This is a genomic window from Agrobacterium sp. rho-8.1 (assembly GCF_033957725.1).
Taxonomy (GTDB): domain Bacteria; phylum Pseudomonadota; class Alphaproteobacteria; order Rhizobiales; family Rhizobiaceae; genus Agrobacterium.
Window position 1 is genome coordinate 2,747,975 of sequence record NZ_CP192788.1, and the last position, 26,561, is coordinate 2,774,535.

A 26,561-nucleotide genomic window follows, 5' to 3' on the forward strand; every position below is an offset into this window, starting at 1 on the left:
TTGCGGCGCGAGATTGTCAAAGCTTTGAAGCCAAGTCAAACCATCTCGACGCGCCTAAGCCTCAACAGCTCATCAGTCCGGTTTCGCGTGAAATTGCTGCGCAAAAAATTGACTGTTGCATCGCACAAAACATTTGTCATGCCGATGGATTTGAGCATAAACTTAAAGGCGGGAAGAGCAAAAACACCTGATAAAAAGAAAATACCAGGATCGCGAGGAGGCGAGCATGGCAAAACACAACGGCGAGACCGTCATTAAGAAATATGCCAACCGGCGGCTCTACAACACCGGGACCAGCACCTATGTGACGCTTGAAGACCTTGCGAAAATGGTAAAGCGCGGTGAAGAGTTCAAGGTTCAGGATGCCAAGACGTCCGAAGATATCACCCACGCGGTTTTGACGCAGATCATCATGGAGCAGGAAGGCAAGACCGGCAACACGCTGATGCCGACAGCTTTTTTGCGCCAACTTATTTCCTATTACGGCGACCAGATGCAAATGGTGGTGCCGACGTTCCTCGAACACTCCATGAAGACGTTTTCCGAGCAGCAGAGTCAGATGCAGGAGCAAATGGGCAAGGCCTTCGGTGACACGTCGGCCAAGAATTTTTCGACGCCATTCGGTTTCATGGAGGAACAGGTCAAGCGCAACACGGAGTTGTTTCGACAGGCGATGCAGGTGTTTACACCATTTCCGATGCCAGCCGCACCGAAAGAGCCCAAGAAACCCGATGCCTCCGAGATCGATGAGCTGAAAGCGCAACTGCGCACGCTTCAGACCAAACTCGATCAGCTCTGAACGTTTCTGTCCTTTTCAGGAACACGCAGCAGCAACAGGAAGCCTGTGCCCAGAAAAAGCGTGAGCATTGCCATGCCCAGATGCGCCGATCCGCTCAGATAGGTGACGATGGAAAAGGACAGGGTCGCCATGAAGCTCGTGGCGCGGCCCGACAGTGCATAGATCCCGAAATATCGGCCCGCCTCTGCAACCGTGACATTGCGTGCAAGGTAGGAACGCGACGATGCCTGAACAGGGCCGAACGCGATGCCGATCAGGATGCCGTAGGCAAGATAAGCCTTCTCCGCCGAACTGGAAAACAGCCCTTCCGTTGTGGATATGGGAAGCGCCAGCAGACCGAAGAGCGTTGAATCGGTGTAGGTGGAAACAATGCCGACGGTCGCAACCAGTAACAGGGCAAGGCTGATCAGCACCGTGTTTCGCGAGCCCAAACGCTGGTCGACAAAGCCTGCGGCAATGCAACTTCCGATCGCTACTATATTGAGAATAATGCCGTAGATGCCGATTTCGAGCGTTCCCCAGCCGAACAATCCAGCTGCGAAGGCGCCCCCCAGAATTAGGACGCCGTTGACGCCATCCTGATACAACATGCGTGCGATCAAAAACCGGGTGATCGCAGGCCGACCTTTCAATTCTCTCAACGTTGCCTTGAGTTCTGTCATGCCCGAATGCACGGCCCGGCCGAAGGGCAGGCCCTTCTTCACATCAGGGGTAAACAGAAACATCGGCAGAATGAAAACGAGGTACCAGAGTGCAGAGATCGGGCCGGTGATACGGGCATCTTCGCCAGCCGCAGGATCGAGCCCGAACAAGGGCGGAATCCCGAGGATCGTTACACCCTTGTCGGGGGCGGCGGCCAGAAACAGCACCACGAAGATCAAAACCACCATGCCGCCCAGATAGCCGAGCCCCCAGGCTGTGTTGGAAATGCGTCCGACATTTTCCGGCGTGGTCAGCCGTGGCATCATGGAATCGTTGAAAACGATGGAAAATTCGGCAGCGATCGACGCCACGATCATGAAGATGACCGGCCAGATGATGGCGGAGCCGGGTGCCGCAAACCACAGCATTGCAAGGCTCGCGATCTTCAGCGTCGCAAAAAAAGCAATCCATGGTTTTCGCGAACCGGATTGATCGGCGATAGAACCGAGGATCGGCGAGAAAATGGCAATGACCACCGAAGAGATGGTTGCCATGTTGCTCCAGGTCGTCTGCGCGGAAATCGGGTCCGCCGTCAGCCTCGCCACGAAATAGGGTCCAAAAATAAAGGTGGTGACGACAGTGAAAAAGGGTTGAGCGGCCCAGTCGAAAAGCATCCAGCCCCAGATACCGCGTTTCGTTACGGTTTGCCCGGTCACAAGGGAAGATGAGGCCATTCGTCACCCTTTGGGCAATTGTATACACCAATTACCTGCCCGGCTATGATGCCGGGCAGGTCTGTGTCTGATATCAGACGTTACGCCCCTGGACTATATCGGAAAGCAATCCGGCGGCAACCGTCAGCCGCGCAAGGTTGGTCTCACCGCTGTCGCTCAAAGCCCCGAGTTCCGACACGATGCGGTTGACCCGCACGCGGTCGGCTGCATACCACGCCTGCACCGGGTTCTTGTCCTTGGCATGTTCCGTCAACGCCGAAATAACGATCCGGCGACGTGACGAGGCGATCTGATCCTGGCTGCGCAGCAGTGCAAGGCTTTCGTAATGGTCGGCTGGCGTTACGCGCTGGCCTGCATCCAACAGCCTTGCCACGCGGAAGGTGGCAGACACCGCCGCATAGCTTTCAGCAGCCCGAGCCAGCGACGTATCGGCCTGTGCGGCAATCAGCATGATCTCAGGGACGTAAACGAGCAAAGAAAGGGTTTCCAGTTCCTGGATCAGCGCTGGGTTTACGTCTTCGATCTCGCTGAAGCCGATCTCTTCCTTGTACTTCGCGGCACCGGCATACAGCGTCTTGATGGCCGTCTTCAAGCGCTCGATTTCATCGACCATCGGTTCGGTGGCTGATGGTGACGTCTGGAGATAAAGCCGTGTCGCATCGGTGTATATGCGCGCCACATCGGCATAGAGCCCGTTCTGCACAATGCCGGAAATGAGACCGTCGAGCTTGTCGATCTCGCTCCACAAGCGCTTTAGACCAAAGCCGTCTTCAACGATCATCGCTGCCCTTACGACCGCCGGTGCCATGAGACCACTGGCGTCGACCATCTTCTGCACGAAACCGGGACCACCACGATTGACGACCTGATTGGCAACGGACGTCGCAACGATTTCCCGGTGGAGACGGTGGCTGGTGATATCTGCCGCATAGGTCTTTTGCATCTTGCTCGGAAAGTAATCCGTCAGGAGATGCTGGAGATAGCGTTCGTCCGGCAACGTGCTGGCGACCAGCGTATCGAACAGCGTCAGCTTCGCATAGGAGAGAAGAACGCCGATTTCCGGTCGGGTCAATGGCTTTCCAGCCGCGTAGCGCTCGCCGAATTCCGCGTCGTTCGGCAGAGTTTCTACCTTGCGGTTCAATTGACCCGCCGCTTCCATTGCGCCCATCAGACGCCCGAGTTCCTCACGGTTTTCCGTGCCACGACGTTCGGTCAGCGAGATGGCCAGTGACTGAAGATAATTGTTGCGCAAGACCAGATGCCCCACGTCCGTGGTCATGGAGACAAGCAACTGGTTGCGCTTGGGCAATGTCAGACGACCGTCATTGACCGGCGACGCCAAGGCGATCTTGATATTGACTTCGACGTCGGAGGAATTGACCCCGGCGGAATTATCGATGGCATCGGAATTGCATCTCCCGCCAGACAGCGCATAGGCAATACGGGCTTTCTGCGTGATGCCGAGATTGGCACCTTCGCCGATGACCTTGGCGCGCACCTCCGTAGCATTGACGCGGATCGGATCATTGGCACGATCCCCCACTTCGGCGTTGGTTTCAACCGCAGCCTTCACATAGGTGCCGATACCTCCGAACCAGAGAAGATCGGCCGGGGCTTTCAAGATCGCCGTCATGATTTCGAACGGCGTGGCCACGGATGTATCGATACCGATGGCCACAACCGCCTCCGGCGTCAGCGATACGGATTTTTCTGAACGAGAAATGATCATCGCACCTTGAGACAGCGTGGATCGGTCATAATCCTGCCAGCTGGAGCGCGGCAAGTCGAACAGGCGCTTGCGCTCGGCGAAAGACTTGTCCGTATCGGGTGTCGGATCGATAATGATATCGCGGTGATCGAAGGCTGCTATCAGCTCGATCTTCTCAGACAACAACATGCCGTTACCGAAGACGTCGCCGGACATGTCGCCCACACCGACCACCTTGAACGGCGTCGTCTGGATATCCGTGTCGATCTCGCGGAAATGCCGTTTCACAGTCTCCCACGCACCGCGCGCGGTGATGCCCATTTTCTTGTGGTCGTAGCCAGCGGAACCACCTGAGGCAAAAGCATCGTCCAGCCAGAACCCGGCGTCGCGCGCCAACCCATTCGCGGTGTCGGAGAAGGTTGCCGTTCCCTTGTCAGCTGCGACGACAAAATACGGATCGTCGCCATCAAGCCTCAACGTATCGGCAGGCGCGATGATATCATCGCCAACGATATTGTCGGTAATTGACAGCAGAGTTCGGATATAGGTCTTGTAGGCTTCCTTGCCCGCGTTGAAAATTTCGTCGCGGTTACCGCCCACAGGCAGCGTTTTCGGATAGAAGCCGCCCTTGGCACCCACGGGCACGATCACGGCATTCTTGACCTGCTGCGCCTTGACCAGGCCTAGGACTTCCGTGCGATAATCCTGCCCGCGATCAGACCACCGCAACCCGCCACGGGCGACCTTGCCAAACCGCAGATGGACACCTTCCACTTCCGTTCCATATACAAAGATTTCGCGAAACGGTCTGGGATCGGGCAACCCGTCCAGAAGCTTGGGATCGAACTTGAAGGCCAGCATGGCCTTTGGCAATCCATCCTCGTTGCGCTGGAAATAGTTGGTGCGCAATGTCGAATCCACCGCATTCACATAGCGGCGAAGGGTGCGGTCCTCATCCAGGTTTGGAACGCCCGATAGCGCTGTCTCGATGGATTTATGCAGATCGGACAGTTTGCGAAGACGCGGTTTGTCGCCAATCTTCGGATCGAAGCCATCTGAAAACAGCTCGAAAATCTTTGATGCGATGGCAGGGTATTTGAACAGTGTTTCTGAAATGTGCTCTTGCGAGTAGACGATGCCCGTCTGTCGGAGATAGCGCGCATAGGCACGCAAAACCGACACTTCCCGAACGCCGAGGCCCGCCGCAACGATCAGACGGTTGAAGTTGTCATTATCGACGGTACCGTCGAATGCCGCCAGAAATGCCTCCTCGAGCCTCGGCCCGTAGATGGCGAGATCCAGCTTGACGCCCGGCTGCACCCTCAATTCCATGTCATGGAGAACGATGGTGCGGTTTTCGTCGCCGGATATGACACCAACATCGAAGGTGCGTTCGCTGATGACGCTGAAACCCAGGTTTTCAAGCAACGGCACGCGCCGAGACAGCGGCAGATGCCCGTCGCGGTGGAAAATCTTGAGCGAGAGAACCCCTTCGGCCTGATCGTCACGGCGGTAAAACTCGATGCGAACAGGCTCTCCGCCGGCAGTCGCAGCGATATCAGGCAGGTCGATAATCGCTTCTTCCGGCGTAAAGGCCTCCTGATAGGCCTGATCGACATCCAGAATGGGCGCGCCGGATGGAGACAGCGCAACAAAATGATCGATCCAGCGGGCAGCAATATCGCTGACAGCATCTTCGAGTTTATCCTGCGCTACGCGTGGCGTCTTGCCGTTCGTGCGGCCGACAATGAAGTGGACGCGCGCAACGGCACCTTCCGGGAAGGCGGGGTAATAGGCCGAGATGTGGCCATCATAGACCTGCGACAGATACGCGCCCATCCGCTCGCGAACATAGGAATTATACTCCTCGCGCGGCACAAAAATGATGACGGACACGAAACGGTCGAAACGGTCGATGCGCGGCAGAACGCGCACGCGCGGACGATCGCTCAGTTCCATGATCTGCTCGATGAACCGAATGAGAAGATCGGCATCGATCTGGAAGAGGTCGTCACGCGGATAGGATTCCAGCGTGTTGTGCAAAATGCGCCCGGAGTGGCTGTTCCGATCGAAGCCGAAATGATCCTCGACCTCGGAAACCTTCGCGCGCAAAAGCGGAATCTGTCTGACCGAACGTGTATAGGCTGTGGCCGTGAAAAGCCCGACGATACGCAGCTCGCCGACGACATTGCCGTCCTCATCGAAGCGTTTGATGCCGATATAGTCCATGTAGGCTCGGCGGTGGACGAGAGATTTGACATTGGCCTTGGTAACGATCAGGAAATCCGGACCGTCGAGGAAGGCCAGAATTTCAGGAGTCGTTGTTACCGCATCCTTGCCCAGACGCAGGACCCGTACATTCGGATCGGTCAACGTGCCCAGACCACTGCCTTCGCCTCGCTCCACCCTCGCATTCTTGCCCTGACCGGAATAGCTGTAGTCGCGCATACCGAGAAAGGTGAAGTTGTCGTTGCGCAGCCACTCCAGAAACGCCACCGCTTCGTCGCGTCCAGACTTGCGGCGGCTCGGTGCGCGCTCTTTCAACTCCGCCAACGCCTCGTCCAATTTGGCGACCATCGGTTCCCAATCGCTGTATGCCGATTGAACCTGCGACAAAACGAAGCGGATGCGCTCTTCCAGAGCCTCGCCTGCCTGCGGTGTCACCGGCGCAATGTGAAGCTGGATGAGACTGATATGGTCCTGGGGAGCATCGATGTCGGAATCCGCGAGCCGATATCCGCCGTCAGCCTTCTCATCTGCAACGAAAATGGGATGAACGGCCAGATAAAGGCTGCGATAGCTGTTGGTAACCTCACCCATCACGGAATCGTAGAGGAATGGCATGTTACGACCGATAATGGTCAGAACAGTCACAGAAATATCACGCGGCGTAACACCCTCTACTTGAGAGATGCCAATATATGGCGTGTCTTTTTTCCAGTACGACAGTTCATTCCACGTATGAAGGGCCGCAGCAGCCAGCATGTCTGGGGTATAATATTGGATATCATCCGTGCTTGCACGACCGAAGATCGCCTCCGGATCCAAAAAAGGCTTACCCGACACCTCAGCCAGTTTTTTGGTTTTTTCGAGTGTTTTGTCGCGTTTTGGATTGTTCCGGTAGCCCATTTTGCCTTTTTCCTCTCAAAGGGTGAGGGTTTATGAAAGAAAATCGAAAAAAATCGTCATTTCCATCAAATTCGAATCGGATATTGGCGCGGAATTATGAAGAGTTTAAGTGGCAATCAATGCTTTAAGTGCTTCATCAGGATTTTATTCGATTGAAAGTGCGACTGACAGGTCTCGCTGGCGAATCAAAAAGCACAAATGGTCAATTCGTGTTAAGCTCAAAGAGGCCCTATTGTGACTCGATAGTCACGGTGGAAGCAAATTATTGATTTCCTCGTATTTTTGTGGTACACCTTAAAAACTGATCCACAGCGTGGCATTTGCGTGCCCAAAAACACCACGAAAGCAATTCATCACTTGCACGCGGTTTCCGTGACATATCGTTCGTTTGTGTTGTCAACCTGCCGGTTGCAATGTGATTTATTTTTGAGCGCACGTCTGTACCAGTACGAAGTCACCTGACGGTTTCCCCCGTCTCATCCGGGCCTTACCGACCCGACCCCGGACCCCCGGGTGCATGCAACAGGGAGTTTTTAGAACGAATGACTATCCAGCAGAAGAAATCTCCAGCGCGTCACGGTTTCAAGATCGGCGAGCAAATCGTTTATCCCGCTCATGGTGTCGGTGCCATTTCGTCTATTGAAGAGCAGGAAGTCGCGGGCATGAAGCTCGAACTGTTCGTCATTGATTTCGAAAAAGACAAGATGCGTCTGAAAGTTCCGGTCGCCAAAGCTGTCACTATCGGCATGCGCAAGCTATCCGAAGAGGACTTTGTCGAGCGTGCGTTGAAAGTTGTCCAGGGCAGAGCTCGTGTCAAGCGGACGATGTGGTCGCGTCGTGCGCAGGAATACGATGCAAAGATCAATTCCGGCGATCTGATCGCCATCGCTGAAGTTGTACGCGATCTCTATCGGGCCGAAAATCAGCCGGAACAGTCCTATTCCGAACGTCAGCTTTACGAAGCAGCCCTTGATCGCATGGCGCGTGAAATTGCTGCCGTTAACAAGATGTCCGAAACAGAGGCGGTCCGCCTTGTAGAGGTCAATCTCAACAAGGGACCAAAGCGCGGCAAGACCGCAGACGAAGAAGACGCACAGGAAGAAGCCGCTTAAACCGGTTTCGACTGCGTTTTTTAAGAACCCGACCTTTGAATTGCATCCCTGGACACTGACGGTCAGTTTCAAGGGTTTCAATTCAAAGGTCGGGTTTTTTATTCAGCTATAATCTTGACCCGTTCACCAGGCTGAATGACTGATGTCGCGCTCATGGCATTGAGAACGCGGAAAAGTTCCAGCTTCCGGTCCGTTCCCATCATCCGGGCAGCGAGGGTAGCAACCGTATCCCCGGGCTTTGTCGTCACGACCCTGACACGCAGCGGCTTCAAAGCCGCAATTTCCGAAGGCGTCATTTTGCGGAAGCTGGTCCGTAAAATAGTGGCGACGCTATCAAGTTGAGCACTGCCCTTCGGTACTGCGGTCAAAAAGCGAAAGATTTGCTGTCCGACACGGATAACAGTCACATCGAAATCCCATTTGTCAGCACTGGCCCGAGCCGTTGCTGCTGGAAGTCCATTGATTTCAATTTCCTTTACCGTCTCCGGAAGCAGCCCAGCGACCCAACCGCTTGTAAGGTAATTCGGAAGTGTCGTTTGCTTGGGATCCGCCACGCCATCGAAACGGATTGCCATTTCACCGGGGCCAGTGGCCAGGACGGCCTCGACCTTATTGTCGATCTGGAAGCCCTCCGGCACATCGAAACGAATGCCAAGGCTACCATGGAGAAAGGTATTGCCACGGACATAACCTTCTTGTGGGCTATCGCCGTAGAGCAAACCATCAATTCCGTTCAGGAACCAGTCGCGACCCTTGTCGCCGACCTGCCCCTCCTGCCCGAAAGCGCGAGCATGGCGACGCGCAAGCTCGATGCGCTGCGGTGTGTTCGGGTGGCTCGACAGGAAGTCGAGGCTTTGATCGCTATCGGGATCTGCGGACGTAAAGCGCGCATAGGCGGCCATCGAATCGAGGAAACGCGGCGACGCAAATGGGTCGTAACCAGCTTCGCCCAACATGCGCACGCCGATCACGTCCGCCTGCAACTCCTGCTGACGGGAGAAGGCCGCAAGACGTAGCTTGCCGCGCGCCAAGGCCTGTTTTCCGGCCAGATCGCTCGACAGCACTTCCGCGACCACGCGGCTGGCAATGACTTCCGCTTCTTCCCGGCGCTGGCGTTCGATACCGTGGTTGGCAGTGACATGCCCCATTTCGTGCGACAGAACCGCCGCCACTTCAGACGCATCATTCGCGAGCGCCAAAAGTCCACGGGTCACGTAAAGATATCCCCCCGGCAGAGCAAAAGCATTGATTGCCGGGGAATTGAGAATGGTGATGCGATAGGACTGCTGTGGATTTTCAGAAACCGCCGTCAGTGCGCCAGTGATGCGTGCAACCAAGCGTTCTGTCTTGTCATCACGATATTCACCGCCATAGCTTGCCACGATACGTGGATGCTCGCGTGCACCCATCTGCGCACGCGGGTCGTCCTTTTGCACCTGTTCGACGGTCTGCGGATTGTCCGACGGCTTGAGCGTTGACTGGTAGGAGGGACTAAAAAGCGACTGGCAAGAAGACAAGAGGAGGCCAGCGGTAACAAGCGCCAAACCACGCCTTGCCGCAGCGCCCCGCTGCCATGGTTTCTGACCGGAGGTGTGGCCCTTCCGAGCCTTCACACACGTCGCCATTACGCTTGTCTGCTCCTAACGTTCCTGATCATCCGTTAACTGCAGACCAGTATACCATATTGCCGAACACGGGCGCTTGAATGCTCAAGCTGTGAAAACGATCCCTCACACGAACGTATTCAAGTAAGAAATTGTTCACATCGTTTTTTCAAGCAGTTACATAAAATTCGCAAGTGCAAAAATAGCGTACCGTCCATGTGATTTTGCAGACTTGACAGTGACCCGCGTCGAAATTGTGACGCGGCCACGCCCCCTCAACCCGACATAAATGTTCCGATCTCTTTCAAATGGGTCGCAGCAAAGAAATCATCGGCGGCCCCCTTAAACAAAACGCGACCGTTCGAGAGAAAAACAACCTCATCGGCGAGACGGCGAATATCATCAGGCTGGTGGGTCACAAGGAGAATGGTATTTTGCATCTCTGCATGAAGTTGCTTCAGCAATGTCGCCATGCCGGCGCGCAAGCCCGGATCGAGCGCAGCGAAGGGTTCGTCGAGCAACATGACGGAGCGTTGACGCACCAGCGCTCTCGCCAGCGCCGCCCTCTGCCGCTCTCCTCCCGACAGCGTAGATGGCATCCGATGTTGAAAACCATTGAGACCGACGCGATTCAATGCCTCCTCAATATTGGCTTTATCGGTGCGCGACAGCCTCAAGGAGGGACTGACGCCTAAGCCGACATTCGTGAAAACATCCAGATGCGCAAAGAGATTATTGTCCTGAAAGATCAGAGAGACGGGTCGTTTTGAGGGATCAAGCCTGCGCATGTCGTGACCATCGATCAGCACGCGGCCCGCATCCGGTGTTTCAAAGCCTGCAACGAGGTTGAGAAGCGTAGATTTTCCAGAACCCGAGGCGCCGATGACAGCGGTGATCTTGTCGCGTGCAAAGCCGCAATCCAGCACGAAGTCCTGCTCGCCGAGCGTCAAAGTCACCTTGTCGAGCTTGGCACCCCACCCTTGCGCGCTCATTCGGTGCCTCTCGATGGTTGTCGCGAGACACCGCCTGCTGCAAGTGCGAGGCAGATAGCAGCCAGAATAAAGGCATAACCCGCAGCGTCATTGGTTCTGTAGCTGCCCATATTGCTATAGACGAGCCAGGGCAAAGTCACGAAGCTTTCGGAGCCGAACAGGGCAACGGCACCCAGGTCGCCAATCGAAAGCGCCATGGCAAACGAAAATGCCATGGCCGCCGGTCGCCATAAAATCGGCCAATCCACGATGCGAAGCCGGGAGAACCCGGAAAGGCCGAGACTGGAGGACAAACGTCCCGTGCGTGACTGGTGGGTTATGAAAGCCGGCTCCAGAACGCGTATGACGAAGGGGAGCGCCATCAGCATGTTGATGACAGCGACAAGCACAGGCGCAAACATGGCCACATCGCCAAAAGGCCGCAGCAGCAGAAACCAACCACTCCCCAGCACTACCGGCGGCACCAGCAATACGAAGGATGAACCGCTGCCCATGGCTATGAAAAGTGCTTTCATTCCGTACCCAGCATGTCGGTCGACAGCAATGGCTCGGCGCGCGCGAATGAGTGCAATGGAAACAAGAATGGCAAGCGAGGCAGAGGCAACCGCGATCAGCAGGCTTGTCATCGCTGCACGCCGAAAGCTGTTGGCCGACAAAAGGCGCCAGAGATCGGCAGAAAGACCCGATGCAACGACGGCTACCAATGGCAACCCGACCAGCAGCATCGCCAGGGTGATCGTCCCCGCGTCCCAAAGGCGAGCTGCGAGCCTTTCTCCATCCAGACGGCGAACACCTCGGCCATAACTGTCTGCCTCTGCGTCTGCCGAAGGCAACAAGGACAGCAACGCCAGCAGAACACCCGTCATGCCGATCTGCATCAGCGACAGTGCAATAGCACGCGGCGGATCGAAGTCGAAGCGCAGTGCCTGATAGATCGCCACTTCGATCGTCGTCGCCGCAGGTCCGCCACCCAGCAGAAGCACCAGCGTAAAACTCGTGGCGCACAGCATGAAGATCAGTCCCGCCACCCCGGGAAGCAGTCTTGAAACGGCGGGCCATTCGATGAAACGAAACGTCGAGACAGGCCCAAGACCGAGGCTAGCGCTCATGCGCCAATATTCCGATGGTACCCGCTCCAGCCCAGCCAGAAAGAACCGCACCGCCAGCGGCAGATTGAAAAACACATGGGCAATGAGAATGCCAGACAAGCCATAGATGCTAAACGGCTGCGCCGCGCCCGCCGACATGAGAAGCGTATTGAAAACACCTTGCCTGCCCCAGATCGCTATAAGCCCCAGCGCACCGACGATCACCGGCAGGCCCATTGGCACGGCCATCAGGCGAATGATGCAGATACGGCCGGGAAAATCTCTCTGCCGGGCAAGCGCAAGCGCAACGGGCAAGCCAAGCACGAGGGACAGAACCGTCGAAAGTGTCGCCTGCCAGAGCGTGAAGCGCAGAATGCGCAGCGTATAGGCATCGAACAATTCAGTCGTCGCCGCGCCGGTGTCGAAGGACAATAGAGCCGTAACAGCAAGACAGATGAACAGAAGAATGGCGGCAAATGCCACCGTTCCACTGACGATAAATCCTAGACTGTCGCGGCGCTCGATCATGATGCTCGGCGATCCGCCTTACTTCACGCTCATGGCCGTAAGCCATTCATCGATCCAGGCCTTGCGGTTCTTCGCCACCTCTTCGGAAGACATCAGAAACGTCTTCGAGGGCTGGACCAATTTGGAGAAGGCCTCCGGCAACGGCGCGGAAGTAGCCGCGACCGGCCTCATCCAGTTGTTTTCAGGGATGGCATCCTGAAACCCCGTGGTCAGCATAAAGGCCAGAAACTGCTTTGCCAGCGCCTGTTCCGGCGCGTTCTTCAAGATACCAGCCACTTCAATCTGGATATAATGCCCTTCTTCGAAACTGGCTGCCTGATAACGATCCGTCTTTTCCGAGACCATGTGATAGGCGGGCGAGGTGGTGTAGGACAACACCATCGGTACTTCGCCCTTGGTAAAGAGACCGTAGGATTCCGACCATCCGGGGGTGACGGTCAGCACGCGGTTCTTCAGTTTGGCCCACGCTTCGGGTGCCTTGTCGCCATAGATCGATTTTACCCAGAGCAGCAGGCCAAGACCGGGCGTAGACGTGCGCGGGTCCTGAATGACGATCTTTTGCGAAGGGTCGCCCTCGACCAGATCCCTCATGCTTTTCGGCGGATTTTTCAGCACCTGCGTGTCGTAGACGACAGCGAAGTGGCCATAATCATAGGGCACGAAGACATCATCGGTAAAACCGCCCGGCACCTTGGCAGCCGAAGCATCGATACCCGATGGCTCGAAAAGTCCGGTCTGCTTGGCCTCGGCGATCAGGTTCGTATCAAGCCCGACGACGACATCGGCTTTGGAGCTCGCACCCTCAAGCTTCAACCTGTTGAGAAGCGCCACACCATCTGCGACGCCAACGAAGTTGACGGTGCAATTGCAGGTTTCCTCAAAGGCAGCCTTGACCTTGGGGCCTGGGCCCCATTCGGAAACGAAACTCTCATAGGTGTAAACCGTCAGCGTCTTCTTATCCTGCGCGACAGCAATGGCTGGCAACAACAAAGACGTGGCAATCAGCGAATGCAGGAATAAACGACGATACATCAACAGCACCTCCTCGACATGGGCAACGGGGAACAGGCGTCTGGATGGAAGCCGTCTAATCCCTCCGCCGGTCTTAACCGGATCAGGTTCTTCGGGTTGGCAACGCCTCTCAGCCCTGTCCTTGAAAGAACAAAGCACCCCGTTAGATCTGAGCAAATGTGTAGTCGGTGATCGGTGAATTAGCAAGATGGCGTCGACGCCAACGGCTTTAGTTTCCCAGCTCCTCGCGCAGCATTTCCAGCTCGAGCCACTCTTCTTCCATGGCCTCGAGTTTTTCGCGAAGCTTCGACATTTCAGTCGCAAGTGTGTTGAAGATAGCCGGGTCCTTGGCGAACAGATTGGGGTCGGCCATGCGTTGTTCGCGCTCAGCGATTTCGAGTTGGGTCTTCTCCATTTCCTTCGGCAGATTTTCGAGTGCGAATTTCTGCTTGAAGGAGAGCTTTCCCTTCGCCTTGGCAGGGTCGGACGCTGTGTTGGATGCAGACTTCGCCTTCTCCTGTTTTTCGGCTTTTTTCTTCTCGTCCGACGCGCCCTTGCGCTGCGCCATCATATCCGAATAACCGCCGGCATATTCGATCCAGCGGCCATCCGGCGCATCCGGATTGGCAGGCGCGATCGTCGAGGTCACGGTCCGGTCAAGAAAGTCGCGATCGTGGCTGACGAGAATGACGGTGCCTGAAAAGCTCGCGACGATTTCCTGCAACAGATCGAGCGTTTCGATATCCAGATCGTTGGTCGGTTCGTCGAGGATCAGAAGGTTGGTGGGCTTGGCCAGAATGCGTGCCAGCATGAGACGCGCGCGTTCCCCACCCGAGAGATTGCGGATCGGCGTGCGGGCCTGTTCGGGCGCAAACAGAAAGTCCTTCATATAGCCGGTGACATGTTTCAGCTCGCCATTGACGAGAAGGTTTTCACCACGGCCATCGGTCAGATATTGCGCCAGCGTATCGTTGGGGTCGAGATCCTCACGCTTCTGGTCCAGCGTGGCGATTTCCAGATTGGTGCCGAGTTTGACTTTACCCGTGTCGGGCTTCAACTGGCCCGTCAGCATCTTCAACAGCGTGGTCTTGCCAGCACCATTGGGTCCGACAAAACCGATGCAATCGCCGCGATGGACACGCAGGGAAAATGGCGTAACGATGTCTCGCTCACCATAGGATTTGGTGATGGCATGAGCCTCGATCACCAGTTTGCCGGATTCACGCCCCTCCGCCGCCGTTGCCTGCACTGAACCCTGCGGTCCCTTATGGCCGCGATAATCGGCACGCATCGCCTGAAGTTCGCCCACACGGCGCATGTTGCGCTTGCGGCGGGCGGTCACGCCATAGCGCATCCAGTGCTCTTCACGCTCGATGGCCTTGCCGAGCTTGTGCTGTTCCAGCTCTTCTTCTTCCAGCACCTTGTCGCGCCATTCCTCGAAATGCGCAAAGCCGCGGCTAAGACGACGCGCCTGCCCGCGGTCCAACCAGACAGTGGCGGTTGAGACTTTTTCGAGAAAACGACGGTCATGCGAAATCAGCACAAGCGCGCTGCGTGTCTGCTGCAATTCACTTTCCAGCCATTCGATGGTTGGCAGGTCGAGATGGTTGGTGGGCTCGTCCAGCATCAGGATATCAGGCTCAGGTGCCATGACGCGCACGAGTGCGGCGCGGCGCGCTTCTCCACCCGAAAGGCTGGACGGATGCTCCTGTCCCGTCAGGCCCAGATGTTCCAGCAGATAGGTGACGCGATAGGCATCATCGCCCGGTCCCAGACCCGCTTCGGCATAGGCCTGCACTGTCTCGTAACCGGGAAAATCCGGCGCCTGATCCAGATAGCGAATGGTGGCGGAAGGGTGTTTGAAAATCTCACCTGATTGCGCCTCGACCAGACCGGCAGCGATTTTCATCAGCGTGGATTTGCCCGAACCGTTGCGGCCGACGAGGCAGATGCGATCGCCCGGCTCGACTTGCAGGTTTGCACCGTCAAGCAGCGGGGTAGCGCCGAATTTCAGCATGATATCGTCGAGTTTCAGAATGGGGGGTGCCAAGGTATCAGGCTCCGGTCAGGTCATAAGGACGGGCAAGCACGATGGCTTTGCCGCTTTTGAGGCGGAGGCGCAAAGGCCCTTCCGCCACGTTGGAAATAGTGCGCGACGAGCCGAAAGCAAGCGCGAAGTTTTCTAGGGGATAGCGTGCATTTTCGATATCGAGGCCTTCCAGCGCGGTAAAACCGGCAACGGAAAACAGGGAACTGGAGGGAAGATCGAGCGCCAGAGTGCCTTCCATCAGAGGATAAGCCTCTTCTTCGCCCGATGTCAGCACCACCTCGAATCCGCGCTCTGCCAGCGAAACCGCATAAAGCAGATGAAACAGCGCGTGGTCCGACCGCTCACCCGCCAATGCTCCGACCAGTGTCAATCGCTGCGCACCCCGGGACAGGGCTTCGGAAACCGCTATCTCGCCGTCTGTTACGCCCTTTGCAGCCGGAAACGGTTGTTTCTCGACATCGGGCCAACCCTCTTGCAGCGCCGTGTCGGACGAATCGAAGTCGCCGACCCAAAGCTCAGGGGTAAGCCCCAACGGTTGCGCGTGACGCATGCCGCTGTCTGCGGCAATCACGCGCGTATCCGCCACCGCCTTTTGCAAGCGATCTGTAACGGTGATGTTGCCGCCGAGCAAAATGGTGAAGTGGCTGGTCGTCATGCCTTGCCATAGCCCGGAACGGTGTTGGATGGAAAGGCAGAAACGCCTTGGAAAGCGGTGATATTGATTTTCTTGAGCGAGAGGATTATGACACCTGCCAGTGGTGATTTGCCGACCGGCTTGCAGCCACTTTAAAGAAGTCGCTAAATGGTCGAGGAAACATCTCATTTCCGAGGACCGGCTGCGATTTCGTTGCCGGTTTTTTGTGTTTATGGCCCTCGCCACCACGGAAGTGAGTTCGACATGCCGATAAAAATTCCCGATACGCTGCCTGCGTTCGAAACCCTGATACATGAGGGTGTGCGGGTACTGACAGAAACGGCGGCCATCCGGCAGGATATTCGCCCGCTCCAGATCGGGCTTCTCAATCTCATGCCGAACAAGATCAAGACCGAGATCCAGATGGCGAGACTGGTGGGCGCGTCTCCGCTTCAGGTGGAGCTCTCTTTGGTTCGTATCGGCGGCCACCGTGCCAAGAACACGCCGGAAGAGCATCTGCTATCCTTTTATGAGACCTGGGAAGAGGTGCGTCACCGCAAGTTCGACGGCTTCATCATCACCGGCGCGCCCGTGGAAAAACTCACCTATGAGGATGTGACCTATTGGGATGAGATGCGGAAGATTTTCGAATGGACGGAGACGAATGTCCATTCGACGCTGAATGTCTGCTGGGGCGCGATGGCGGCCATCTACCATTTCCATGATGTGCCGAAGCACGCGCTGAAGGAAAAGGCGTTCGGCGTCTACCGCCACCGCAATTTGAGCCCTGCCTCCATCTATCTCAATGGCTTCTCGGATGATTTTCAGGTGCCGGTTTCGCGATGGACGGAAGTCCGCCGCGCCGACATCGAAAAGCACCCCGACCTTGAAATCCTGATGGAATCCGAGGAGATGGGCGTTTGCCTGGTGCACGAAAAGAAAGGCAAGCGGCTCTATATGTTCAATCATGTCGAGTACGATTCCACATCGCTCGCCGATGAATATTTTCGCGATGTCGACGCTGGCGTGCCGATCAAGGTGCCGCATGATTATTTTCCGCACAACGACCCCGGTCTGACGCCGCTCAACCGCTGGCGCAGCCACGCCCATCTGTTTGTTGGCAACTGGATCAACGAGATTTACCAGACGACACCATATGATCTGGAAGAGATCGGAAAAGGCCAGAACCAGACCGGAGAGTGAAAATTCTGCAATTGCGTGAGGCCGTAAAATAAAGCAACGTCCGGCCCACATGTGTCGATTGGGAGAATGAAGACGATGAACGATGGTGCAACACGGGAAAATTTCGGACTGACGGCATCGGGCGAAAAGGTCGAGCGTGTCACCATTTCCGCAGACGGACTGACGGCCCATGTCATGACCTGGGGTGCTGTTATCCAGGATTTGCGCCTTGATGGCCACGAGCCACCACTCGTTCTGGGCTTCGACAATTTCGATGACTACCCGAAATACTCCTCCTATTTCGGCGCGACGCCGGGCCGCAATGCCAACCGCATCGATAGCGGCAAGTTCAATATCGATGGAAAGACCTATCAGCTCGATCTGAACGAAAAAGGTGTCACCCATCTACACGGTGGCAGCGACAACATCGGCAAGCGCAACTGGCTGCTGGTGGAACACGGCCCCGACCACGTGGTTCTGCAGATCGTCGATCCCGATGGTCGCGCCGGTTATCCGGGCAATTGTACCGTGACCGCGACCTACACGATCCGGGAAGGTGGTGTGCTGTCTGTTGTGTATGAGACAACAACCGACAAGCCCACCATCGCCAACATCTGCCAGCATTCCTATTTCAATCTCGATGGCGCGCAAAACACGCTTGGCCACGAAATCGAAATCGCCGCCGATCACTATCTACCGACCGATGCGCGGCAAATCCCGACCGGCGAAATCCGTGCCGTTGACGGCACCGTGTTCGATCTGCGCCGTCCCGTTCCCGTCGCGCGGGAAGAGAACGGCGAGCAGGTGACCTACGATCACAATTTCTGTCTGTCATCAGAGCGCGTCGCCAAGCGAAGGGTCGCGCGCGTTACGGCACCAGCCTCGAAAGTATCGTTGGAAGTCCACACGACCGAGCCCGGCGTGCAATTTTACTCGGCTTTCAAGTTGAACACGGGCGCTCCGGGCTTGGAGGGCCGTCACTATGGACCTTTCGCAGGCCTTTGCCTCGAAACCCAGATATGGCCGGATGCGATCAATCACGATGGTTTCCCGAAGGCAATCCTGCGCCCCGGCGAGACGCTTCGTCAGGAAACCGACTACATCTTCACCAAGGGCTGAAATTCCTAGTCCAGCACGCAGCCGACATAAGCGCCTGATCCGCGGGCTCGTCTCTCGATAAGCCCGGCAAGACGCTGCATGCCACGACCTGGTTTACCGGCAACGCGATCGATCGGATTGGGCAGCGCCACCGCCAGAAGGGCCGCCTGTCGCGAGCTGAGCTTCGAGGCGGAGACCTTGAAGTGATATTGCGACGCCGCTTCGATGCCGTAAATGCCAGGGCCCCATTCGGCGATGTTGAGATAGATTTCCATCATTCGCTTCTTTGACCAGACGAAGTCGGACACGACGGCGAGTGGCAGTTCCAGTCCCTTGCGCACAAAGGACCGGCCATTCCATAGAAACAGGTTTTTTGACGTCTGCATGGGGATGGTGCTCGCACCACGCGTGGCTTCACCTTCCAATGCGCTGTTGACCACCGTCTGCATCTGGTTCCAGTCTACTCCGCCGTGGGAACAGAATTGCCCATCCTCGGACATCATCACCGATTGCACGAGCCGTGGCGAAATCTCGTCGAGCGACACCCAGCGTCGATCATAGCCCTGAAACGTCACCAGATCGGCCAGCATCAGCGTCGAAACCGGACGCATGAAAGGCAGGGCATAGAGCGCAATGAGCAGGTAGGGCAAAGCCAGCAGGACGAGAATGAAGAGGAGGATCCGTTTCACGAGGCTTCGCACATCCACATCAGGTTTTCTCCCGCTCTCGACAAGCGTTTCGTGATCCGTCTCGCTGTCCGGCGTGCTGCTCAAAAACTTTGCCCCCACTTCGCTACCCATTGAAACCTTTCATATTCCGCATACACCATCAAGGCTACTGTCGATAACGAAGTTCCACATCCAGATGACAAAAACGATTGCCAGCCTTTTTTCCCCATGCGAAAGAGCCAACCGTCACCTGACATGGTAAGGAAACAGGCAAGATGACATTCGAGACCAGGCTGCGCGACAATGCGGCAAGAACCGAAGCCTTGCTCGGCGAGCTGCTATCCAGCAGACCACGCACCGACGAGATCACCCGCCCGGAAAACCTTCTAAACGCCATGCGCCATGGCGTCTTGAACGGCGGCAAGCGGTTGCGGCCGTTTCTGGTTATCGAAACGGCAGCTCTTTTGGGTGGTGACCCCACCGCCGCATTGCATGTCGGCGCAGCGCTGGAATGCCTGCACTGTTATTCGCTGGTGCACGATGATCTTCCTGCCATGGACAATGATGATCTGCGGCGCGGCCAACCGACGGTTCACAGGAAATTCGATGAGGCGACGGCTATTCTGGCGGGCGATAGCCTGCTGACGCTCGCCTTCGATATTATCGCGTCACCGGACACCACCCTACCCGACGATCGCAGAGCCACACTCGTCCTCGCATTGGCGAAAGCAGCGGGTATCGGCGGCATGGCGGGCGGACAGGCACTCGATCTGGCCGCCGAGAGCCAAGCCCCCGACGAGGATGGCGTGATTACATTGCAGGCGATGAAAACCGGTGCCCTGATCCGTTTTGCCTGCGAAGCCGGTGCGATCATCGCCGGAAGTGATCCGACCGAGCGAACGCGCCTGCGCAGCTACGGCGAAAAGATCGGCCTTGCTTTCCAACTGGCCGACGATCTCCTCGATCTCACCTCAGACGCCGCCACCATGGGCAAGGCGACCGGCAAGGATGCTGCCCGCGGAAAGGGAACATTGGTTGCCCTGCGCGGATCGGACTGGGGTCGAAGCCGCCTGCGTGAACTGGTGTCAGAAGCCTCGGATCTGCTCTCCCCCTATGGCAAACGCGCGGATATTCTGATCGAGACCGCTCGGTTCGTTGCCGAGCGCAAAAACTGACTGCCATCGCCAGACCAGTCAGCTCCTGTTTTTAAAAACGCTCGCCAAAAATCGCTTGATCGATGACCTTGATCATCATATGCATGTTTATGCACGATTTAGCCGAATGATTCCGAATGAACAAGCCAGACCATTTTGTGAGCGAACGACAAGCGCTGATCTACGCCCAGTTACAACAGCACGGCCGGGTGCTGGCGCAGGAACTGGCGCAGACGTTCGACGTCTCGGAAGATACGGTCAGGCGCGATCTGCGCGAGATGGCGGCTCGCGGAGAATGCACGCGCGTTTACGGCGGCGCGCTTTTGGCGACCAGAACAACCGTCCCATTGAAAACCCGCATGACGGAAATGCCGGATCGCAAGGCGACGTTGGGCCGAACTGCGGCTCGCCTCTTACAGGACGGGATGACCGTTTTTATCGATGCGGGCTCCACCAATCTGGCTATTGCTAAAAATCTTGGGGTGGGTTTGAAGCTTACCGTGATCACCAGCACGCCGGTCATCGCGGCCGAACTTGAAGGAAATACGGACATCGATCTCATTCTGATCGGTGGCCGGGTCAATCCTGCCATCGGCGCGGCCATCGATGCGACGGCCATACGGCAGTTGGAACAGATGCGGCCCGATCTCTGCATCGTCGGCGTCTGCGGTCTGACAGTGGATGGACTTTGTGCCGAAATCTATGAGGATGCCACCTTCAAGCGGCTTGCCTGTGAAGCCAGCACAAGGACACTTGCCGCCATAACCTCCGAGAAGCTGGGGGTACCCTCGGCTTTCCATGTTTCCCCACTGTCTTCGACGCTTACCCTCGTTCTTGAGAAGGATGCCGATCTCACCATGGTCGGCGCTCTCGCTGGGACGGGAGTCAACATTCATCAGGCTGGATCGTCGTCCGGCACCTCATCTCACACGCATGCACCGAAGGACCAGTCCCGATGACCGGCACTGCCACGCAAACGCCCATGACCGCACGTACCCCCTATATGACGAGAACACGCCTCGGCGTATCCCTGCTGTTTCTGATGAACGGTTTCATGATGGGATCCTGGGCTCCGATGATCCCTGAATTCGCCAAGCGTTTTTCGCTGAGCGAAAGTACTCTGGGCCTCGTCATCCTGGCCTACGGCCTCGGGTCTCTGTCCTTTATGCCCATTGCGGGCTCTCAGATCGGCCGTCTAGGTTCACGAACCGTCACGCTGACGGTCGCGCTGATCATGGTGCCGACGCTGCTGTTGATCACCATGGCGAATCCATTATGGGCGGCTGTCATCGCCGTCTTTATCTTCGGCGGGCTGACGGGAGCCATGGATGTTGCCATGAATGCCAATGCAGTCGTGGTGGAACGCAGCATGCGCCGAGCGATCATGTCGTCGTGTCACGCATTCTGGAGTCTGGGCGGCCTTCTCGGTGCTGGCCTCGGCGGTTTGCTGATCACCAAAATTGGCATCTACGGACATGCCATAACGCTGACGATCATTGCAGCCGCCATGCTGGCCGTCGCTTGGCTACGGGTACAAATCGATCGCCCTCACCCGGAAGAAGAACGCCCCAAGGGTGGACTACCCATGACCCCGCTGCCGTGGATCATCGGCATCATGGCGCTGTTTTCGATGATCCCGGAAGGTGCCATTCTCGATTGGGGCGCGCTTTATCTCCGCAATGAACTCAGCGCCTCCGTCACCCTTTCCGGCTTCGGATTTGCAGCCTTCTCGCTGACCATGGCCATCATGCGCTTTGCAGGGGATCTGGTGCGTGATCGCTTCGGAGCCGTCCGCACTTTGCAATTTTGTTCCGCCATATCGATCGTCGGTCTCTTGATTGCCGGTTTCGCACCCAATGCCTTCATCGCGATTGCCGGCTTTGCGATTGCCGGAATCGGCATTTCCAACATGGTGCCGATTGCCTTTTCGGCGGCCGGCAACATGCCGGGCATGGCACCGGGCATCGCCCTGTCGGTCGTAACCACCATGGGATATTCCGGCATTCTGGTCGCGCCATCGGCCATCGGCTTCATCGCCGAGCATACCGGGCTTGCAGCCGTGTTCATCGGTCTGCCGCTTTTGCACGTGGTCGTTTTTCTACTGGCCAAGCTTGCACGTCATGCGGATGGTGCGAGCGGCCACTGACCGTCCAATTTCGCAAAGTTGATATGCGCGCACCGGCAAGGTCTCGAATTTCGCCATGATTGCGGTAAAAGTGGAGTTGATCGCTTCGATGTTGACAAGGCGCTCGCCGTGTTCCACCTGAATGATCAGATTTACCGCAATTATCAGAGAAAATCATGACGTCACACGCCGACTACGATCCCAAGCCGCGCCGGTCCTCGGTTGCTGTCGATGTTGGTGGTGTGATCGTGGGTGGCGGGGCGCCGGTCGTGGTGCAGTCCATGACCAACACCGATACAGCCGATATCGACGCCACGGTGCAGCAGGTGGCAGCCCTGTTTCGCGCCGGTTCCGAAATCGTCCGCATCACCGTGGACCGCGATGAAAGCGCAGCTGCTGTTCCGAAAATCCGGGATCGCCTGATGCGCCTCGGCCTCGATGTGCCGCTGGTGGGGGATTTCCACTATATCGGCCACAAGCTGCTGGCCGATCACCCCGCCTGCGCCGAAGCACTGGCGAAATATCGCATCAATCCCGGCAATGTCGGCTTCAAGGACAAGAAGGACAAGCAGTTCGGCGACATCGTCGAAATGGCGATCCGGTATGACAAGCCGGTGCGTATCGGCGTCAACTGGGGTTCGCTCGATCAGGAATTGCTGACGACCCTTATGGACAAGAACAAGGATCAGGGCTTTCCGCTGTCGGCCCGTCAGGTCACGCGCGAAGCCATCGTCCAGTCGGCATTGATTTCCGCAGAGCTGGCCGAAGAGATTGGCCTGCCGCGCAATCGCATCATACTGTCCGCCAAGGTCAGTCAAGTGCAGGACCTGATTGCAGTCTATTCCATGCTGTCTGAACGCTCCGACCACGCGCTGCATTTGGGCCTCACAGAAGCCGGCATGGGCTCTAAAGGCATCGTCGCCTCCTCCGCGGCCATGGGCTACGTGTTGCAACACGGCATCGGCGATACCATCCGCGTGTCTTTGACCCCCGAGCCGAACGGCGACCGCACGCGCGAAGTGCAGGTTGCTCAGGAAATTCTTCAGGTTATGGGTTTCCGCCAGTTCGTTCCCGTCGTTGCGGCCTGTCCCGGCTGCGGACGCACGACCTCCACCGTGTTTCAGGAACTGGCGCAAAACATTCAAAACGACCTGCGCAAGAACATGCCGGTCTGGCGCGACAAATATCCGGGTGTCGAGGCGCTCAACGTTGCGGTCATGGGCTGCATCGTTAATGGCCCCGGTGAAAGCAAGCATGCTGATATCGGCATTTCACTTCCAGGCACCGGCGAAAACCCAGCCGCTCCCGTTTTCATCGATGGCGAAAAAGCGCTGACGCTCCGTGGTCCTGATATCGCCAAGGATTTCGAGGCCCTCGTCATCGACTACATCGAGAAACGTTTCGGCCAAAAGGATGCGGCAGAGTGAGTTTCGACCCTGAAAATGCCGAAATTCATCTATCTTACCTAACGTGAACTCACGGAGCACTGGAATTCATGATCAAGAAGTTTATCGTTCTTGCGCTTGCCGCAACCTACCTCTCTGCCTGCACCACAACCGACCCTTACACGGGTGAGCAGAAAGTTTCGAATATGGCGGGCGGCGCTGGTATCGGCGCCCTTGCAGGTGCTGTCGGCGGCCTGGCCATCGGTGGCGGCAACAAGGGTCGCAATGCCCTGATCGGTGCCGGTATCGGCGCGCTGGCCGGTGGCGCCATCGGTGGATACATGGACAATCAGGAATCCGAACTTCGTCAGCAGCTTCAGGGAACGGGCGTTTCCGTGACCCGTCGTGGCGACAGCATCGTTCTGAACATGCCCTCAAACGTCACCTTCGCGACGGATCAGGATCAGGTCATTCCGCCATTCTATCCGACGCTGAACTCCGTAGCGATCGTTCTGAACAAGTTCAACAAGACCTATATCGACATTAACGGCCACACCGATTCCACCGGTAGCCTTGCGCACAATCAAGGCCTGTCCGAGCGTCGCGCCGCTTCTGTCGCCAATTATCTCGGCGATCGCGGCGGTGTCGACCAGCGCCGTATTTCCACCATGGGCTTTGGCCCATCGCAGCCGATTGCCTCCAACGCATCGGCAGATGGCCGCGCCCAGAACCGTCGAGTGGAAGTGCTGATTTCGCCGCTGACACAGAACGGCTGAGGAAATTCGGCAAGGCTCGCTCCGGTGCGCCGCCCTCATACGTAAAAAGAGCCCAGGATGCGCTGAACATCGTGGGCTCTTTTTTGTCTAACGGTCCTATGGCCGGAAAGCGCCTATCAGGCTGACTTCGCAGGCAATGACAACACGGGCGCACCTGTCTTTTCGTCGTCGTTGAGCAGACCACTGGCGCGCAGCAGCGAGGAAAAGCGACCGCCACGCATGCTCAGCTCGTCGAACGTACCCTTTTCAACGATGCGACCGTTGTCCATGAACAGCACAAGATCGGCGTCACGCACGGTCGACAGGCGGTGGGCAATAATGAAGGTTGTTCTGTTTTTGCGCAGAGCATCGACGGCGTCCTTCACGCGTGCCTCGGTTTCCACGTCGAGCGCGCTGGTCGCCTCATCGAGAACGAGGATAGGTGCGTTCTTCAACACGGCGCGGGCGATGGCGATACGCTGGCGTTCGCCGCCCGACAGGCGGTTGCCGCGCTCCCCGACCTGCGTCATGTAACCGCTCGCCCTGCTGTCGATAAAATCGGTGGCGGCAGCCGCAGCCGCAGCTTGCGTGATCTCGTCGTCGGTCGCGGTATCACGTCCCAGGCGAATATTGTCACGAATGGAGCGGTTCAACAGACCAGCGTCCTGGAACACCGTGGCAATGGAGTTGCGCAGAGACTGACGGGTAACCGTCGAGATATCCGTGCCGTCAACGAGAATCTGACCGTTATTGGGATCATAGACCCGCTGCAGCAAGTTGATGAGCGTGGTCTTGCCAGCGCCCGTCGGACCGACGATAGCGATCGTTTCACCCGCATTGGCGGTGAAGGAAACATCGTGGACGCCCTGCTTGGTGTTCGCAAAGCCGAAATCGACGTTGCGGAATTCAACCTTGCCGGAAACCTGACCGAGTTCGATCGCACCGCTTGGCTCTTCCCGTTCCTGCACGGAATCTTCCAGCTTGAAGAAATCGACAAGCTTGGCGCGCGCTTCGAAAATCTGTGTGGCGAAGGCGCGCATCTGATCGAGACGACCAATAAGGAGGTTGGCAAAGCCGATAAAGGCAATGACGTCACCGACCCTGAGTTCGCCGTTCTTCACGAGGATAGTACCGATGATGAGAATGATCATCATGGATAGGGTCGATGCCGTGCGGTTCAACGCACTGGCAAATGCCCACCAGTCAAGCACGGGGTACTGGGCGCTGAGAAGACGTTCGGTGAACGACTTCAATGCCTTGGTCTCTGCTTCGATGCGGTTGTAGCTATGCAGCACCGACACATTGCTGATGGAATCGCTAACGTGTGCGAACACGGAATGGTAGTGCTCCTCGACGGAGGCCTGACCTTCCTTGGTACGCTCCATGACCCACTTGCCGATGAACCAGTAGACGGTACCCAGTGCGATCAAAACGCAGCTCAGGCGAAGGTCCATGGAAATCGCGGTTGGAATGAGCAAAGCCAGGGCCACGAAAGTCGCCAGATGGGTCCGCATGAATTCAAGCCACAGACCGAACAGTGTTTCGCTGGCGCGAAGGAGCGTATGCAGCGCATTGGATGTGCCCCGCAGATGGTGCCAGGATAGCGGCATGGAAATGATGCGGCCAAACGCTTCTGTCAGAAGCGAAGCACGACGTCCGTGGGCCAGGCGATCAGCCTCACGTGCGACGGCAACGTAGGCGATAGTGTTGAACACACCGAAGGCGGCCCACAGGATCAAGATATTGGTTGCATCAGAACCAGACGAGATCGCATCGATGATGCGCCCGAACAAAATAGGTTCTGCGATGGTGATCGCAGCGAGGATAACGTTGGCGATGACGACAACGGCGACACGCAGCTTGTTGTCGGAGAGGTATCGCAGGGCGCGAGTATAAACCTGAAACAGTGTCAATTCTCAAATCCTGTCTTCGTATCCATCGTGTAGCGCTGTTTTATGAAGCGCAAAACTCCGTATCGTTTTATTGAACGACGCAGATGTTCAAGTGATTGTTTATGGCTTTTTCTACATGAATGGGCGCTTAACGGCCACGACAAACCTAGAAGCGCCTCAAATAGTGTCTCACATCATGCGGTCAGGAGAGGCTGCTCATATGTCCGACGACGAAGCGATCGGTAGAACCATTGCCGCGTCGAAAACCGGT

19 protein-coding genes and 2 riboswitches are annotated in these 26,561 nt (G+C 56.8%); of the genes, 9 read left to right on the forward strand and 10 right to left on the reverse strand.

From position 1 onward, the window contains the following. Positions 1–226: 226 nt before the first annotated feature. Entirely contained in the window at positions 227–799 is a 573-nt protein-coding gene (phaR, locus tag RMR21_RS13490; RefSeq protein WP_498668488.1) for a polyhydroxyalkanoate synthesis repressor PhaR, read from the forward strand. On the opposite strand, the gene RMR21_RS13495 is transcribed toward phaR, so the two are convergent. Together RMR21_RS13495 and RMR21_RS13500 are read right to left on the reverse strand one after the other, a co-directional pair. Continuing rightward, on the reverse strand, positions 790–2,175 hold the full coding sequence (locus RMR21_RS13495) for an MFS transporter (protein WP_498668489.1): 1,386 nt from the start codon (positions 2,173–2,175) through the stop codon (positions 790–792). The two genes, phaR and RMR21_RS13495, sit on opposite strands and share 10 nt — an antisense overlap. 73 nt (positions 2,176–2,248) lie before the next feature. Then, positions 2,249–7,012, reverse strand: a complete 4,764-nt coding sequence (locus RMR21_RS13500; RefSeq protein ID WP_498668490.1) for an NAD-glutamate dehydrogenase — start codon at positions 7,010–7,012, stop codon at positions 2,249–2,251. Between the two features lie 542 nt (positions 7,013–7,554). Here RMR21_RS13500 and RMR21_RS13505 point away from each other — a divergent pair. Then, complete coding sequence (locus RMR21_RS13505; protein ID WP_174154279.1) at positions 7,555–8,124, forward strand: CarD family transcriptional regulator; 570 nt, start codon at positions 7,555–7,557, stop codon at positions 8,122–8,124. Between the two features lie 98 nt (positions 8,125–8,222). Here the strand turns inward: RMR21_RS13505 and RMR21_RS13510 are convergent, their stop codons facing one another. The 6 genes from RMR21_RS13510 to RMR21_RS13535 all read right to left on the reverse strand — a co-directional run bounded on the left by RMR21_RS13510 (position 8,223) and on the right by RMR21_RS13535 (position 16,052). Further along, positions 8,223–9,749, reverse strand: a complete 1,527-nt coding sequence (locus tag RMR21_RS13510) for a M48 family metalloprotease (RefSeq protein WP_498668491.1) — start codon at positions 9,747–9,749, stop codon at positions 8,223–8,225. Positions 9,750–10,003: 254 nt separating this feature from the next. Further along, positions 10,004–10,720 carry a thiamine ABC transporter ATP-binding protein gene (locus RMR21_RS13515; RefSeq protein WP_498668492.1) on the reverse strand — a complete coding sequence of 239 codons (717 nt, stop codon included), beginning with the start codon at positions 10,718–10,720 and terminating at the stop codon, positions 10,004–10,006. Continuing rightward, on the reverse strand, positions 10,717–12,336 hold the full coding sequence (thiP, locus tag RMR21_RS13520; RefSeq protein ID WP_498668493.1) for a thiamine/thiamine pyrophosphate ABC transporter permease ThiP: 1,620 nt from the start codon (positions 12,334–12,336) through the stop codon (positions 10,717–10,719). Before thiP ends, RMR21_RS13515 begins: the two co-directional genes overlap by 4 nt. A gap of 18 nt (positions 12,337–12,354) precedes the next feature. Next, a complete protein-coding gene (thiB, locus tag RMR21_RS13525) occupies positions 12,355–13,368 on the reverse strand; it encodes a thiamine ABC transporter substrate binding subunit (protein ID WP_498668494.1) in 1,014 nt (337 codons plus the stop codon). A gap of 42 nt (positions 13,369–13,410) precedes the next feature. Then, positions 13,411–13,520, reverse strand: a riboswitch (TPP riboswitch). 56 nt (positions 13,521–13,576) lie between these two features. Then, positions 13,577–15,397, reverse strand: coding sequence for an ABC-F family ATP-binding cassette domain-containing protein (locus RMR21_RS13530; RefSeq protein WP_498668495.1), 1,821 nt, complete (start codon positions 15,395–15,397; stop codon positions 13,577–13,579). Positions 15,398–15,401: 4 nt separating this feature from the next. Further along, a complete protein-coding gene (locus tag RMR21_RS13535; RefSeq protein WP_498668496.1) occupies positions 15,402–16,052 on the reverse strand; it encodes a thiamine diphosphokinase in 651 nt (216 codons plus the stop codon). 90 nt (positions 16,053–16,142) lie between these two features. Beyond that, a riboswitch (SAM riboswitch) is annotated at positions 16,143–16,219 on the forward strand. Positions 16,220–16,295: 76 nt separating this feature from the next. Between RMR21_RS13535 and metA the strand changes: the two genes are divergently transcribed. Both metA and RMR21_RS13545 read left to right on the forward strand, forming a co-directional pair. After that, the gene (gene metA / locus RMR21_RS13540) at positions 16,296–17,234 is read left to right on the forward strand and encodes a homoserine O-acetyltransferase MetA (protein WP_498668497.1); all 939 of its coding nucleotides are present in this window, start codon (positions 16,296–16,298) and stop codon (positions 17,232–17,234) included. 75 nt (positions 17,235–17,309) lie between these two features. Beyond that, a complete protein-coding gene (locus tag RMR21_RS13545; protein WP_498668498.1) occupies positions 17,310–18,332 on the forward strand; it encodes an aldose epimerase family protein in 1,023 nt (340 codons plus the stop codon). Positions 18,333–18,337: 5 nt separating this feature from the next. Here the strand turns inward: RMR21_RS13545 and mtgA are convergent, their stop codons facing one another. Further along, complete coding sequence (gene mtgA / locus RMR21_RS13550; protein WP_498670169.1) at positions 18,338–19,084, reverse strand: monofunctional biosynthetic peptidoglycan transglycosylase; 747 nt, start codon at positions 19,082–19,084, stop codon at positions 18,338–18,340. A 170-nt stretch (positions 19,085–19,254) separates the two neighbouring features. Between mtgA and RMR21_RS13555 the strand changes: the two genes are divergently transcribed. From RMR21_RS13555 to RMR21_RS13575, 5 genes are all read left to right on the forward strand, one after another. Beyond that, a complete protein-coding gene (locus tag RMR21_RS13555) occupies positions 19,255–20,154 on the forward strand; it encodes a polyprenyl synthetase family protein (protein WP_498668499.1) in 900 nt (299 codons plus the stop codon). A 116-nt stretch (positions 20,155–20,270) separates the two neighbouring features. Then, positions 20,271–21,092: a DeoR/GlpR family DNA-binding transcription regulator gene (locus tag RMR21_RS13560; RefSeq protein ID WP_498668500.1), complete on the forward strand. Its 822-nt coding sequence runs from the start codon at positions 20,271–20,273 to the stop codon at positions 21,090–21,092. 23 nt (positions 21,093–21,115) lie between these two features. Beyond that, a complete protein-coding gene (locus RMR21_RS13565; RefSeq protein ID WP_498668501.1) occupies positions 21,116–22,279 on the forward strand; it encodes an MFS transporter in 1,164 nt (387 codons plus the stop codon). 155 nt (positions 22,280–22,434) lie between these two features. Further along, the gene (gene ispG, locus RMR21_RS13570) at positions 22,435–23,685 is read left to right on the forward strand and encodes a flavodoxin-dependent (E)-4-hydroxy-3-methylbut-2-enyl-diphosphate synthase (RefSeq protein WP_498668503.1); all 1,251 of its coding nucleotides are present in this window, start codon (positions 22,435–22,437) and stop codon (positions 23,683–23,685) included. Positions 23,686–23,753: 68 nt separating this feature from the next. Then, positions 23,754–24,419, forward strand: coding sequence for a YiaD family glycine zipper/OmpA-like lipoprotein (locus RMR21_RS13575; protein ID WP_498668504.1), 666 nt, complete (start codon positions 23,754–23,756; stop codon positions 24,417–24,419). A gap of 116 nt (positions 24,420–24,535) precedes the next feature. On the opposite strand, the gene RMR21_RS13580 is transcribed toward RMR21_RS13575, so the two are convergent. Next, the gene (locus RMR21_RS13580; RefSeq protein ID WP_498668505.1) at positions 24,536–26,311 is read right to left on the reverse strand and encodes a glucan ABC transporter ATP-binding protein/ permease; all 1,776 of its coding nucleotides are present in this window, start codon (positions 26,309–26,311) and stop codon (positions 24,536–24,538) included. Positions 26,312–26,561 lie beyond the last annotated feature (250 nt).

Excerpts from the sequence above, each read along its gene's own strand:
- RMR21_RS13555 (WP_498668499.1), top strand. The coding sequence starts at position 19,255 with ATGACATTCGAGACCAGGCTGCGCGACAATGCGGCAAGAACCGAAGCC.
- RMR21_RS13535 (WP_498668496.1), bottom strand. The coding sequence starts at position 16,052 with ATGACGACCAGCCACTTCACCATTTTGCTCGGCGGCAACATCACCGTT.
- ispG (WP_498668503.1), top strand. The coding sequence starts at position 22,435 with ATGACGTCACACGCCGACTACGATCCCAAGCCGCGCCGGTCCTCGGTT.
- thiP (WP_498668493.1), bottom strand. The coding sequence starts at position 12,336 with ATGATCGAGCGCCGCGACAGTCTAGGATTTATCGTCAGTGGAACGGTG.
- thiB (WP_498668494.1), bottom strand. The coding sequence starts at position 13,368 with ATGTATCGTCGTTTATTCCTGCATTCGCTGATTGCCACGTCTTTGTTG.
- metA (WP_498668497.1), top strand. The coding sequence starts at position 16,296 with ATGCCGATAAAAATTCCCGATACGCTGCCTGCGTTCGAAACCCTGATA.
- RMR21_RS13545 (WP_498668498.1), top strand. The coding sequence starts at position 17,310 with ATGAACGATGGTGCAACACGGGAAAATTTCGGACTGACGGCATCGGGC.
- RMR21_RS13575 (WP_498668504.1), top strand. The coding sequence starts at position 23,754 with ATGATCAAGAAGTTTATCGTTCTTGCGCTTGCCGCAACCTACCTCTCT.
- RMR21_RS13505 (WP_174154279.1), top strand. The coding sequence starts at position 7,555 with ATGACTATCCAGCAGAAGAAATCTCCAGCGCGTCACGGTTTCAAGATC.
- RMR21_RS13565 (WP_498668501.1), top strand. The coding sequence starts at position 21,116 with ATGACCGCACGTACCCCCTATATGACGAGAACACGCCTCGGCGTATCC.
- RMR21_RS13500 (WP_498668490.1), bottom strand. The coding sequence starts at position 7,012 with ATGGGCTACCGGAACAATCCAAAACGCGACAAAACACTCGAAAAAACC.
- RMR21_RS13495 (WP_498668489.1), bottom strand. The coding sequence starts at position 2,175 with ATGGCCTCATCTTCCCTTGTGACCGGGCAAACCGTAACGAAACGCGGT.
- RMR21_RS13560 (WP_498668500.1), top strand. The coding sequence starts at position 20,271 with ATGAACAAGCCAGACCATTTTGTGAGCGAACGACAAGCGCTGATCTAC.
- RMR21_RS13510 (WP_498668491.1), bottom strand. The coding sequence starts at position 9,749 with ATGGCGACGTGTGTGAAGGCTCGGAAGGGCCACACCTCCGGTCAGAAA.
- phaR (WP_498668488.1), top strand. The coding sequence starts at position 227 with ATGGCAAAACACAACGGCGAGACCGTCATTAAGAAATATGCCAACCGG.
- RMR21_RS13515 (WP_498668492.1), bottom strand. The coding sequence starts at position 10,720 with ATGAGCGCGCAAGGGTGGGGTGCCAAGCTCGACAAGGTGACTTTGACG.